A 12,898-nucleotide genomic window follows, 5' to 3' on the forward strand; every position below is an offset into this window, starting at 1 on the left:
ACCGACACCATGCAACGCGCCCTGTCGTTCGATCAAAATCCGCCCCTGGCGCTACCCATGCGCTACTTCCTGAGCGCACCGCTGTTCGCGGCGCTGGCCGCCGCGCTGCTGCTGTGGCAAGGCGACGCCGCGCTGGCCTCGCGCTGGACGCCGGCCACGCTGGCGCTCACCCACCTGCTCACGCTCGGTTGCCTCAGCATGACCATGGTGGGCGCCCTGCTGCAAATGCTGCCCGTGGTGGCAGGGGTGGGCCTGCCCCATGCCCGCCCCGTAGCCATCATCGTCCACATCGCCCTGTGCGCGGGGACGCTGCTGCTGGCCAGCGCGTTCTGGTTCGAGGCCCCGGCCTTGTTCCAACTGGCGCTGGCGGCGCTGCTGACCGCCTTATGCCTGCTGCTGGTGGCCTGCACCATCGGACTATGGCAGCAGCACGCCAGCGGCGCCACCGCCACCGTGGCCGCCATCCGCCTGGCGCTGGCTGCGCTGGCCATCACCATCGTACTGGGCGGCCTGCTGGCCGGCGCCCTCGCCTGGCCCGAGCTGCTGGCGCTGCCGCTGCCCCTGCTGACGGATGTCCACGCCATGTGGGGCCTGTTCGGCTGGGTGGGGCTGCTGGTGGTGGGCGTGGCGTTCCAGGTGGTGCCCATGTTCCAGGTGACGGAACCGTATCCACAATGGCTCACGCGCTTCTTCACCACCGTCCTGTTCCTGTTGCTGCTGGCCTGCTCGATATCCGCCAGCCTGCAACAGCCGCAAGACCGCTGGTTCCATACCGCCACCGAGTCGGCCATCGTAGGAGCCTACGGCCTGTTCGCGGCTATCACCCTGGCCCTGCTGGCACGCCGCAAGCGGCCCAAGGCCGATCCCACCACGCTGTTCTGGCGCACCGCCATGGCCAGCCTGCTGGCCGCGCTGGTCCTGTGGCTGCTGCCCGTGCACGCCGGTGACGGTACCCAGCCGCTGGCCCTGGGCGTGTTGTTCATCGCCGGCTTCGCGCTCACCACCGTCAACGGCATGCTGTACAAGATCGTACCCTTCCTGACCTGGTACCACCTGCAGGAAGCGATCGGTCGTGGCGCACCCAACGTCAACAAGATCATCCCCGAGCGTCACGCGCGCCTGCAATTCGCCATGCATCTGGCAGCCCTGCTGTTGTTACTGGCCGCCTGCTACTGGCCGCAACAACTGGCGCGGCCGGCCGGCGCGGCCATGTTGGCCTCGTGCCTGATGCTGTGGTTTAACCTGCTGCAGGTGATGCGCATGTACCGCCGCCTGCAACGCCAAGCACAAACCGGCAAGCGCCTGGCGCCGGCCTGAACCTCCTCTCCCATAACGAGAACATCATGACCTTAGAACACTGGATACGCGTAAGCACGCGGCAGATGGCGCCCCGCTCGACGGCGCTGCTCAAGCTGATCTTCAGCGACCCCGACCTGGCCGGCGACGAACCAGTCTGGCTGCACGAGCTGATACGGCTGATGGCGCCGTTCGGCCTGGACGAGCGGGCCACCCGCACCAGCGTATTCCGCCTGACCGAGCAAGGCTGTTTGCAATCGCGCCGCCATGGCCGGCGCGCCAGCTACGAAGTGGCGCCGGCCGCCGCCGACGGACTGCGCGCCGCCTGGCGCCGCCTGAACGCCGCCCCCGAGCGCCATTGGGATGGCGACTGGACACTGCTGATCAACGCCGGCGGCCGCATCGGCGCCGCCACTTACGCCACCTTGCGCAAAGCCCTGGCCAACCATGGCTACTGCGCGCTGGCGCCCAACGTGCTGGCCCGTCCCACGGACCATGAGACCCGTGGCCAGGACGACCTGTCGGAACTGGGCGAGGACGCCCACATGGAAATCTTCAAGGTCAGCGGCCGCCAGGTGACGGGTGGACGTCCGCCGGCCGAATTCGGACGCGAAGCCTGGGATTTGAGCGCCGCCCGCGCCGACTACGAACGCTTCATGCAACAGTGCGGTCCCTTGCGCGACACGCTGCAAAGCAGCCCCGCGCCAACGGCGGAGCAGGCCTTCGTGATCCGCGTGCTGGTGGGGCTGGCCTGGCACCAGTGCCGCCACAACGACCCCATGCTGCCGCTGGAATTCCTGCCCGAAGACTGGCCCGCCCGCGCCGCCTACGACTTGTACCGCGACCTGCGCCGCTACACGCAGGCAGGCGCGCAGCGCCATGTCCATAGCGCACCGGTGGTGATACCAGCCATATTGGCGAGGCCAGTGCCGGAGCTGTGCGCGCAGGCCGCATAGTCCTCCAAAAGTACGGCACACGGCAGGGTCAGGCCATGAAATCGCGCGAATTGCCCGATTTTGTGACCTGACCCCGTCTTTTTGTGTGCTTGGTCCGGCGCCCATGGCACACTAGCGTTTTTCCAGCCGCGCCACGCGGTCCTGCCAAGGAAGCGCCATGAACGATCCCCGCCAACTGCTGCGCCACATGTTCGACGCGGCCGTCGCCGCCGCCCAGCCATCGCTATGTATTGCGCCTCATTTACCGCCACCGCCCAAGGGCCGCACATTGGTGATCGGCGCCGGAAAAGCTTCCGCCGAAATGGCGCGCGCGCTGGAACAGCACTGGCCCGGTCCGTTACAGGGACTAGTGGTCACGCGCTACGGCTACAGCGTGCCGTGCCAGCGCATCGAAATCGTGGAGGCGGCCCATCCGGTACCGGACGAAGCTGGCCTCCAGGCGGCACGCCGGATCCGCGCCATGGTCGCCGGGCTGACGGCGGACGACCTGGTGATCTGCCTGATTTCCGGCGGCGGCTCGTCGCTGCTGGTGCTGCCCGACGACGCGCTCACGCTGGCCGACAAGCAGGCCATCAACACAACCCTGCTCAAGAGCGGCGCCACCATCAGCGAAATGAACTGCGTGCGGCGCCACCTGTCGGCCATCAAGGGCGGACGGCTGGCGGCGGCCTGCCATCCCGCCCGGGTCGTTTCGCTGCTCATTTCGGACGTACCGGGCGACGACCCGGCCGATATCGCCAGCGGCCCCACCTGCGCAGACCGCAGCACCTGTGCCGACGCGCTGGCCATCCTGCGCCGCTACGGGATCGCCGCGGCGCCCCACATCATCGCGTTACTGGAAAGCGGGGCCGCCGAAACCATCAAACCAGGCGATCCGCGTCTGGCGGGTAGCGAAATCCGCATGATCGCCACGCCGCAAATGGCGCTGGAAGCGGCAGCCGCCGTGGCCCGCGCCGCCGGCATCACGCCATACATCCTTGGCGACAGCATCGAGGGCGAAGCGCGCGACGTCGGCATCGTCATGGCAGGCATGGCGCGCCAGGTGGCGGCCCGGGGCCAGCCGTTCGCCGCGCCCTGCGTACTGCTGTCAGGCGGCGAAACCACCGTCACCGTGCGTGGACAAGGGCGCGGTGGGCGCAATGTGGAATTCCTGCTATCGCTGGGCATCGCGCTCAATGGCCACCCCGACATCCACGCCATCGCCTGCGACACGGACGGCGTGGACGGCCAGGAGGAAATCGCCGGCGCCCTGCTCGGGCCGGACACGCTGGAACGGGCCTGGGCGCAAGGCATCAAGCCGCGCGACGCGCTGGCCAACAACGACGGCCACGGCTTCTTCCAGGCGCTGGGAGACTCGGTCATTTGCGGGCCCACGCTCACCAACGTGAACGACTTCCGCGCCATCCTGATCAACGATTCGGTATCCGATTCGGTGTCAGGTCTGTCAATCGGACACCGACGATGATCCTTTGAGTCTAATCAAGGCGTCATTAGCTTTATCGATATTTACATTCTTGCATGCGGTATCGCAATTATGCCGAAGAGTAGTCAAGGTACGGTGCTACCATGAACCGTCCATTGCGAATCGAATTCGAGCATGCGCTTTACCACGTCACCGCGCGAGGTGATCGGCAGGACAGCATCTTTCGCTCCGACAGCGACCGCCTGGTATGGCTAACGCTCCTTGGCGAGACCTGCGAGCGCTTCAACTTCGAGGTTCGCGCGTATTGTCAGATGACGAACCACTTCCACCTCCTGCTTGAAACAGTAAGTGGCGAACTCGCGCGTGGCATGCGACACCTCAATGGAACTTATTCGCGCTACTTTAATCGCACCCATGGCCTGATTGGGCACGTATTTCAAGGGCGGTATAAAGCCATCCTTTGCCAGCACGAGACGTATTTGCTGGAACTTTCGCGCTACATTGAACTCAATCCGGTGCGTGCCCGCATGGTCGCGCTTCCCAACGAATGGCCATGGAGCAGCTATCAGGCGACGATCGGTCTGGTCGATTCACCGCCTTGGCTTCGCTCCGCCCTCCTGCTCATGCAATTCGGCGGTAAGCAACTGGAGGCCAGGCTATCGTATAAAGAATTTGTTCTTGCGGGCATAGGCGGCATCAACCCGCTGTCAAAGGTGTCCAATCAAATGCTGCTTGGCGATGGCGACTTCCGTGCAAGCGTGATTGGCATCCAGCCTCCCGGCGATTTACGGGAGATAAAGCGGACCCAAAGGCGTGCGATCGCACTACCTTTGGCAAAATACTTTGCGGCCTATCGGGATCCCAAAGAAGCAATGGCGCGTGCTTACTATTCGCTTGGCTACTCAATGCGGGAAATTGCCCAGCACGCCCGGGTCTCGATTAAAACCGTGAGTCGGGTGGTTGCTGGGTTCAAGCTTGATTAAACATATTGAAGTTGATCAAAGGTGCGTCATCGGTGTCCGAATGACAGACCTGACACCGAATGATGAGACCGGGTGCGATGGTCAATCCTGCTGTGCTGGCCGCCAGCGCTTGAGCCGCAAGGCATTCGTCACGACGGAGACGCTGGAAAACGCCATCGCGGCGCCGGCGATCATGGGGTTGAGCAGGCCGAAGGCTGCCAGCGGTACGCCCACCAGGTTGAAGATGAAGGCCCAGAACAGGTTCTGCCGGATGTTGCTGTAGGTGCGGCGCGAGATGTCGATGGCATCCACCAGCAGGCGCGGATCGCCCCGCATCAGGGTCACGCCCGCCGTCTGCATGGCCACGTCCGTGCCGCTGCCCATGGCCACGCCTACGTCGGCCGACGCCAGCGCCGGCGCGTCGTTGATGCCGTCGCCTACCATCGCCACCCGCTTGCCGGCCTTGCGCAGTTCCGCGATCACGGCGCCCTTGGCCTGCGGCAGTACCTGGACATGCACTTCGTCGATGCCCAGTTCACGTCCGACATGGTCGGCGGCACCCTGGTTGTCGCCAGTGAGCATGACGGTGCGCACCCCGAGCGCATGCAGCCGCTCGACGGCCTGCCGGCTTTCCGGCTTGACGGCATCACCGAAAGCCAGCATGCCGATCAGCGCTGGCGACTCGCCCAACCGGGCCAGCCACGAGACCGTACACCCGGCCAGCTCCTGCGCACTCGCCTGTTCGCGCAACGGTTCGACACTCACGCCATGCTGGACCAGCATCCGTTCATTGCCCAGTGCCAGCGGCTGGCCGTCCACCACCGCCGTCACACCGTAACCTGGTACGGCCTTCATGTCCTGTGCGGTGAGCGACGCAATGCTGTCGGCCGAAGCGGCATCGCGCATGGCCCGTGCCAGCGGGTGCTCGCTGCCCTGCTGTACGGCCGCCGCCAGCGCCAGCAAGCGCTGGTGGTCGCCATCGGCCGCCACATGGGCCGCCAGACGGGGATGGCCCACCGTCAACGTGCCGGTCTTATCGAACGCCACCACCTGCACGCCGTGCAGCAGTTCCAGCGCTTCCGCGTCCTTGATCAGGATGCCGTGGCGGGCCGCCACGCCGGTGCCGGCCATGATGGCGGTGGGCGTGGCCAAGCCCAGCGCGCACGGGCATGCGATCACCAGCACGGCCACCGCGTTGATGATGGCCGTGCTCCAGCCGGCGCCCGCCAGCCACCAGCCGATACAGGTGACGGCCGCAATGGCGATGATGGCCGGCACGAACACGGCGCTGACCTGATCTACCAGCCGCTGGATCGGGGCCTTGGCCGCTTGCGCATCTTCCACGGCGCGGATGATGCGCGCCAGCGTCGATTCCGTTCCCACCGCGCTGGTACGGGCCACGAACAGCCCTTCGCCGTTGACGGCGCCGCCTATCACCTTCTCGCCGGGCCCTTTACTGACGGGCAGGCTCTCGCCAGTCAGCATGGATTCGTCGACATGGGTGCCGCCTTCGAGGATCACGCCATCCATCGGTATGCGCTCGCCGGGCCGCACCTGTACCTCGTCGCCCACCTTGAGCGCGGCGGCGGGAACCTCGCGCCACGTGGAACCGCTGCGCACGCGGGCCGTCTCCGGCCGCAGCGACTGCAGCGCGCGGATGGCCTCCGTGGTCTGGCGCTTGGCGCGCGCCTCCAGCCATTTGCCCAACCGGACCAGCGTGATGACGACGGACGCGGCCTCGAAATACAGGTTCATCATGCCATCCGGCTGCGTCAACCACAGGTACAGGCTCAGTCCATAGGCCGCCGAAGTGCCCAGCGCCACCAGTAGGTCCATATTGCCGGTGTGCGCCAACAGCGCTTTCCACGCGGCCCGATAGAAGCGCGCGCCTATCCAGAACTGGACCGGCGTGGCGAGCGCCCATTGCAGCCAGGCCGGCAGCATCAGCTCGACGCCAACCAGACCAGCGACCATGGGCGCCAGCAACGGTAAAGTGAGGGCGGCCGAGATGGCGATCTGCGCCGGCTCTGACAACTGGCGGGAGGCGGCTGCCGACGCCACCGGCGCGGCAGCCACGTCGGCGGGACTGGCTTCGTATCCAGCCTTGCTGACGGCCGCCGTCAGCCGCGCCATGTCGGCATCGTCACCGGCGACGGTCACACTGGCCCGTTCCGTGGCCAGGTTGACGGTGGCGGACAACACGCCCGGCACCTTCGCCAGGGCCTTTTCCACCCGTCCGGCGCATGAAGCGCAAGTCATGCCGCCGATGGCCAGCGTGTATTCATGGGTGGGAACGTCGTAACCTGCTTTGCGCACCACGGCGGCCAGGGCGGCGGCGGACAGGCTGGCGTCGCCCGTCACGCGGGCCGTTTCGTTGGCCAGGTTGACGGACACCCCGCTCACGCCAGGCGCAGCGGCCAGCGCCTTTTCGACGCGCCCCGCGCACGAGGCGCACGTCATGCCCGCGATGGGCAGGCTCAATTCCTTGCTACTGACTGCAGTCATTCCTCACTCCGGTGGCGGTACTTATTCACATTGTGTACCTTACCACCGTTGGAAGGTCAAGCGCATGGCGCCTGATTCAGTCCTCGTCGTGCCCGGAATTCCTCACCTGACCGGCCACATGCTCGCCTTTGCCGCTCAGGGCCGGAATGCCAACCGGGGCGTAATACCATTGCAGCGCGCCGAAGCCCAGCACGGCCGCCAGCAACACCACCGCCAGCGGGCGCCACGCACTGCGGATCGCCTCGGCCGCCGTGCCGCGCTTGCGGCCGGTGACCATGGCCGCCGCCAGGTTCTCGCCATGCAGGCGGCTGCTCACCACCACCGCCGCCACGTGCAGCGCCACCAACGCCAGCATCAGGTTGGCCAGCAATTCATGCGTCTCCTCCAGCGCGTCGCCGCCCAGGTCCTGGAACAGCATCCAGCCAGTGAAGCCGATAGCCAGGGTCAGACCCAGCATGCCGACGATAGCCAGCGCACCGGCCGGGTTGTGGCCGACGTAATGGGCGGGCTTGCGCTGGGCCAGGCTGCGCAAGTAGTCCAGCACCTTGCCCGGTCCGCGCACGAAATCGGAGAACCGCGCGTGGCGTGTGCCAATCACGCCCCACAACAGCCGGAACACCACCAGCCCCACCATGCTGTAGCCCAGGGTGACGTGCAGCAGGCGCAGGCCATCTTCCTCCGCGGTCAGATAGGCGCCGGCGAAGCACAGCACCATCAACCAGTGAAACACCCGCACCGGCGCATCCCATACCAGCACCTTGCCATCGGCCGCCTGCGCAGCGCTTCCATTCAATTCAGCCATGTCGCTCTCCTTGGTCAATTCAGGTCCGGCCGTGCCCGACCTCTCATGGCAGCGATGATGGCGCGCGCAGATTAAGCAATTCTTACGTGGGCAAATGGCCCGCCCGGCGTGCTAGACTAAGTTCGCCCCCACCCGGCCATGCGGCCAGCCAGGAATATGTCCGAACACCTCATGCAGGACGATTTGAGCAGTACAGAAGCGGCGCGGCGTCTGGAACAGGATGGCCCGAACGCCTTGCCCGTTTCCCGTCCTCGTAACGCCCTGAATCTGCTGCGCGGTGTCGTGTTCGAGCCCATGTTCCTGCTGCTGGTGGCCTGCGGCGCCATCTACCTGCTGCTGGGCGACCAGAACGAAGCGCTGATGCTGCTGGGCTTTGTGTTCGTCGTGATGGCCATTTCCTTCGTCCAGCAACGGCGCACGGAACGCTCGCTGGAAGCGCTGCGGGTGTTGTCCAGCCCCGTGGCGGTAGTGGTGCGCGATGGCCTGGTCAGCAAAGTGCCGGCGGCCACCGTCGTGTGCGGCGACATTGTTCTCATCGCGGAGGGCGACCGCATCCCGGCCGACCTGTTGCTGCTGGCGGCCACCAACCTGACCGTGGACGAATCCATGTTGACGGGCGAATCCGTACCGGTGGCAAAATTCGCCGCCGCGCCGGACACGCCACCCGACGTGACCGCGCCCGACACGCCACAAGCCATCCACCAGGCCTATTCCGGCACGCTCGTCACACAAGGCACCGCGCGCGGGCGCGTGATCGCCACCGGCCCGCGCAGCACGCTGGGGCGCATCGGCCAGTCGCTGGCCGCCATCGGCGCCCAGCCCACGCCGGTGCAGGCGGAGACGGCGCGCGTGGTCAAGCAGGTCGCCGTGGCCGGCCTGGCGCTGGCCGTGTGTCTGGCGCTGTTCTACTGGCTGCGGCTGGGCGACTGGCTGCATGGTCTGCTGGCCGGGCTGACCTTGGCGATGGCGATCCTGCCGGAGGAACTGCCGGTGGTGCTGACCATCTTCCTGGGCCTGGGCGCATGGCGGCTGGCCCGTGAAAAGGTGCTGGCGCGTAGCATCCCTGCCATTGAACTGCTGGGGGCGACCACCGTCCTGTGCGTCGACAAGACCGGCACCCTGACCATGAACCGCATGCAGCTACGCGCCTTATGGTGCGACGACGCACGCTACGACACGGCTAGCGATGCCGCTATGGCGCTGCAGGAGGAACTGCACGGCGTGCTGGAATACGCCGTGCTGGCCAGCCACCGGCGCGCCTTCGATCCGATGGAAACGGCCATCGCGGCCGGCGGCAAGCGTTTGCTGGCCAACACCGAACACTTGCACCATGACTGGACGCTGGTGGACGACTACCCGCTCTCGCCCGAGATGCTGGCCATGTCGCGCGTGTGGCAGTCGCCCGATCACAGCGCGCTGCTGATCGCGGCCAAGGGGGCGCCGGAGGCCATCATGGACCTGTGCCATCTGCCACCGGAGCGTTGCGCCGCCATTGCGCGCCAGGTGACGGCGATGGCGAATGAAGGCTTGCGCGTGCTGGGCGTGGCGCGCGCTGAATTCAGCACCCCCGTCAGCCCCCCCGTTGATTCCCCTGTCAGCGCCCCCGTTGGCTCCCCCGTTGGCTCCCCCGTTGCCCAAGCCGTTACCACAGCCGTTTCAGCGGTCGCCGCCTCTGGCCTGCCGGACAAGCAGCACGACTTCGATTTTGAATTTCTTGGCCTGGTGGCGCTGGAAGACCCGGTGCGGGCCGACGTGCCCGAAGCGATCGCGCAATGCCGCCGCGCCGGCATGAAGGTGGTGATGATCACGGGCGACCATCCGTCCACGGCCCGCTCCATCGCCCGCCAGGCCGGCCTGACGACGGACGGCACCCCCATCACCGGCGCCGAGCTGGAAACCATGGATGACGCGGCCCTGGCCGCCCGCCTGCCCCTCACCCACATTTTCTGCCGCGTGCAGCCGGCGCAGAAGCTGCGGCTGGTGCAGGCCTTCCGCGCACGCGGCGAGGTGGTGGCCATGACGGGCGACGGCGTCAACGACGCGCCGGCACTGAAAGCGGCCGATATCGGCGTGGCCATGGGCGTGCGCGGCACCGACGTGGCGCGCGAAGCGGCGGCGCTGGTACTGCTGAACGACGATTTCGCCTCGCTGGTCACGGCGGTGCGCCACGGCCGGCGCGTGTTCGCCAACCTGCGCAAGGCCATCGCCTTCATCGTGGCCGTCCACGTGCCCATCGTCGGGCTGTCGTTCTTCCCCGTGCTGTTCGGCTGGCCGGTGCTGCTGATGCCGGTGCATATCCTGTTCCTGCAGCTGATCATCGACCCGGCCTGTTCGGTCGTATTCGAAGCCGAGGCGATCGAGCCGCACGCCATGGCGGCGCCGCCCCGCGCGGCCGATGCGCGCCTGTTCGACCGCGATGTACTGCTGCGGGGGCTGGTGCAAGGCGGCGGCCTGCTGGCCATCCTGCTGGCGCTGTCGCTGGCCCTGCGCGCCGCCGGCACGGACAGCGCGCAGGAACGCGCGCTCACCTTTATTGCCCTGGTCTGTTCCAATCTGGGCCTGATCTTCGCCAACCGTACCTGGAGCGGTATGAGCTGGACCCGCGCCGGCGCCGTCAACCATGCCTATCGCTGGAGCAGCGTGGCCACGCTGGCACTGCTGGCACTGGCGGTGGGCGTGCCCAGCGTGCGCACCCTGTTTGGTTTCGCCCTGCCCCCGGCGCCGTTGGCGGCACTGGCGATGGCGTCCGCCTTGGCCAGCACCGTATGGTTTGAAGCGTGCAAGAAGATGCTGAACCGGCGCGCGGTGCGCGCCAACGGTCAGTGGGACAGGTCGATGCCGTAGAGGGCAAAACCTTTGCCGCCGCCATCGTCGGCCTTCAACTGGCGCACCGTGATCAAGCCCGCGTCGTGCGCCAGCCCTTCCAGGCCGGGCGGCGCGTGGAACACCACCGGCCCGGCATGGGCCACCCTGGCGAACCGCCAGCTGCGGGCCGCGCCATGCTGTGCGCGGGTCAGCGTTTGTGCGGCACGGATGTAGGCGATCAGCACATCGCGGCTGGCGTCCGGCGCGGCCAGCACGGTCCTGGAGCCGTCCAGGCCGGGGAAACCACCGCCACCATTGGCACGGAAGCTGTTGGTCGCGACGATGAACGACTGGCCGGCCGACACTGGCACACCCCGGTAACGCAAGTCCACAATACGCTGGCCCGGCGGGCGGGTGAGATCGATCTCGTAGCGCACTTCGGGATCGGTGAGCATGTCGAAATTGAAGCCAGCGAAGCCCGTATCGACCAGTTCCTGCGGTCCGCTCACGGCTGGATCGATGCGGCGGAAGCGGCCGGCCGCCTTTTCCAGCCACGCGCGCAGTTCGGCGCCCGTCACCTTGACGGCGTATAAAGCGTTCGGATACAGGTACAAATCGGCCGCGTTATTGAGCGCCACCGGGCCGGCTTTGACATCCGTGTAATCGCCCACCCCGGCCGCGCCGGCCTTGAACGGCGACGCCATGGACAGCACTGGTAGCGCGGCATATTGCGGCAGGTTGGCGTTGACATAGCGGCGCACGTAGTCGGCCTGGGCCAGGTTGACCAACTCGATGGCGCTCGGGTCGCCCACGTCGGCGAAATAGCTGGCCATGCGAAAGTCGCTGCGGCCCAGTGGCGCCTGCACGTAGGCGATGGTGGCCGCATGCTCGTCCGTCACCAGCGCGGCGATGGCAGGATCTGGCGCGACAAAGCTGCGGTCGGGGTTCTGGATGGCGCGCGCTTCCACCGTGGTGCGTTCCTTGTCCACCAGCCAGCGCTGGCCATCGTAGCGCAGGTGCAGGCCGATCACGCCCAGGTACTTGCCCCACAGGCTGGCCATCACGGTCGGCACGCCATGCACGGTGCCGCGCACCTTGTCCACGCCCGGCAGGTTGAAGGCCGGCGCGGTGCTGGAGGCGTCGGGGAAGGTCTGGTGCGCATGGCCGATCAGCATCGCGTCCACGCCTGGCACCTGGGCCAGATACAGGCCTGCGTTCTCCATGGCCGGTGTGTAGGGCGCGCCGTCGATGCCGCCGTGGGCGATCGCCACCACCAGGTCGGCGCCTTCGGCCCGCATCATGGGAATGTACTTTTGCGCCGCTTCGCGTACGCCTTGCGTGTAGACCTTGCCCTCCAGCGCGCGTTTATCCCAATCGAGGATGGCCGGCGGCGTGAAACCGATGATGCCGATCCGGATCGTGGCGCGCAGGGGCTGGCCGTCCGGCCCCGTGGCACTGACTTCCTTGTCGAGGATGCGGTAAGGGGCGAACAGCGGCTGATGCGTGCGGGTGCTGTACACATTGGCCAGCACCAGCGGGAAATGGGGGCCGGCGCAGCGGGGCGCGGCCGGGTCCACGCCGTCGACCTGGAAGGCGCTGCCCGTGACCCGGCTCAGGTAAGCCAGGCCGTAATTGAACTCGTGATTGCCGATCCCAGCGCCCTCCACGCCCAGTGCGTCGAGCGCGCGGTAGACGGCCAGCGCCCGCTCGCACGGCGGCGGCGCCACCAGCGCCTGATAGTCGGCCAGCGCCGTTCCCTGGATCGCGTCGCCGTTATCGAGCAGCAGCGTGTTGGGGAATTCGGCCCGCGCCTGCCGGATCAGGGTCGCCGTGCGTTCCAGGCCGATGGCCGGTTCCGCCTTGAGCTTGTAGTAGTCATAACTGAGCACGGTGGCATGCAGGTCCGTCGTCTCCAGCACGGCCAGGGTGGCGGCGCTGCCGGCCGGGGGCGCCGCCAGTACCGCTGGCGTGGAAAACAGCAGCGGCAAGGACAAGACGGATAGCGGGAAACTGGCATGCATGGGCGGCTCGTTCGTATTATTTTCGCAATATCGGCCGCATGATACGCCCGCCCGGGGCGCCGGTCCAGCCGCCGTGCCACGTGAACGGCCCGGAACACCCCTGCGTCGGGTATAATCCAAGGTTTGAT

At 66.9% G+C, this 12,898-nt stretch carries 8 protein-coding genes; 5 read left to right on the top strand and 3 right to left on the bottom strand.

All coding sequences use genetic code 11. The annotated features are described in order from the left end of the window. The first annotated feature begins 9 nt into the window (after positions 1–9). The 4 genes from H3H39_RS10445 (at position 10) to H3H39_RS10460 (ending at position 4,658) form a co-directional block, all read left to right on the top strand. Positions 10–1,317: a permease gene (locus H3H39_RS10445; RefSeq protein WP_182153304.1), complete on the top strand. Its 1,308-nt coding sequence runs from the start codon at positions 10–12 to the stop codon at positions 1,315–1,317. Between the two features lie 26 nt (positions 1,318–1,343). Then, the gene (locus H3H39_RS10450; protein ID WP_182153305.1) at positions 1,344–2,252 is read left to right on the top strand and encodes a PaaX family transcriptional regulator; all 909 of its coding nucleotides are present in this window, start codon (positions 1,344–1,346) and stop codon (positions 2,250–2,252) included. Between the two features lie 157 nt (positions 2,253–2,409). Further along, positions 2,410–3,717: a glycerate kinase type-2 family protein gene (locus H3H39_RS10455; protein WP_182153306.1), complete on the top strand. Its 1,308-nt coding sequence runs from the start codon at positions 2,410–2,412 to the stop codon at positions 3,715–3,717. A gap of 101 nt (positions 3,718–3,818) precedes the next feature. Continuing rightward, on the top strand, positions 3,819–4,658 hold the full coding sequence (locus H3H39_RS10460; RefSeq protein WP_182153307.1) for a transposase: 840 nt from the start codon (positions 3,819–3,821) through the stop codon (positions 4,656–4,658). Positions 4,659–4,739: 81 nt separating this feature from the next. On the opposite strand, the gene H3H39_RS10465 is transcribed toward H3H39_RS10460, so the two are convergent. After that, positions 4,740–7,142 (bottom strand): heavy metal translocating P-type ATPase, encoded by a 2,403-nt coding sequence (locus H3H39_RS10465; RefSeq protein WP_182153308.1) that lies wholly within the window; start codon positions 7,140–7,142, stop codon positions 4,740–4,742. Positions 7,143–7,218: 76 nt separating this feature from the next. Beyond that, positions 7,219–7,944, bottom strand: a complete 726-nt coding sequence (locus H3H39_RS10470) for a cytochrome b/b6 domain-containing protein (RefSeq protein ID WP_182153309.1) — start codon at positions 7,942–7,944, stop codon at positions 7,219–7,221. Between the two features lie 156 nt (positions 7,945–8,100). Here H3H39_RS10470 and H3H39_RS10475 point away from each other — a divergent pair, with 156 nt between their 5' ends. Continuing rightward, the gene (locus tag H3H39_RS10475) at positions 8,101–10,788 is read left to right on the top strand and encodes a cation-translocating P-type ATPase (RefSeq protein ID WP_182153310.1); all 2,688 of its coding nucleotides are present in this window, start codon (positions 8,101–8,103) and stop codon (positions 10,786–10,788) included. Here the strand turns inward: H3H39_RS10475 and H3H39_RS10480 are convergent. Beyond that, positions 10,764–12,770, bottom strand: a complete 2,007-nt coding sequence (locus H3H39_RS10480) for a bifunctional 2',3'-cyclic-nucleotide 2'-phosphodiesterase/3'-nucleotidase (protein WP_182153311.1) — start codon at positions 12,768–12,770, stop codon at positions 10,764–10,766. The genes H3H39_RS10475 and H3H39_RS10480 overlap by 25 nt on opposite strands. Positions 12,771–12,898 lie beyond the last annotated feature (128 nt).

The organism is Rugamonas apoptosis (genome assembly GCF_014042355.1).
GTDB lineage: Bacteria > Pseudomonadota > Gammaproteobacteria > Burkholderiales > Burkholderiaceae_D > Rugamonas > Rugamonas apoptosis.

What these genes read in the sequence shown, in the direction of transcription:
- H3H39_RS10475 (WP_182153310.1), top strand. Translation starts at nt 8,101, where the DNA reads ATGTCCGAACACCTCATGCAGGACGATTTGAGCAGTACAGAAGCGGCG.
- H3H39_RS10445 (WP_182153304.1), top strand. Translation starts at nt 10, where the DNA reads ATGCAACGCGCCCTGTCGTTCGATCAAAATCCGCCCCTGGCGCTACCC.
- H3H39_RS10480 (WP_182153311.1), bottom strand. Translation starts at nt 12,770, where the DNA reads ATGCATGCCAGTTTCCCGCTATCCGTCTTGTCCTTGCCGCTGCTGTTT.
- H3H39_RS10450 (WP_182153305.1), top strand. Translation starts at nt 1,344, where the DNA reads ATGACCTTAGAACACTGGATACGCGTAAGCACGCGGCAGATGGCGCCC.
- H3H39_RS10455 (WP_182153306.1), top strand. Translation starts at nt 2,410, where the DNA reads ATGAACGATCCCCGCCAACTGCTGCGCCACATGTTCGACGCGGCCGTC.
- H3H39_RS10470 (WP_182153309.1), bottom strand. Translation starts at nt 7,944, where the DNA reads ATGGCTGAATTGAATGGAAGCGCTGCGCAGGCGGCCGATGGCAAGGTG.
- H3H39_RS10465 (WP_182153308.1), bottom strand. Translation starts at nt 7,142, where the DNA reads ATGACTGCAGTCAGTAGCAAGGAATTGAGCCTGCCCATCGCGGGCATG.
- H3H39_RS10460 (WP_182153307.1), top strand. Translation starts at nt 3,819, where the DNA reads ATGAACCGTCCATTGCGAATCGAATTCGAGCATGCGCTTTACCACGTC.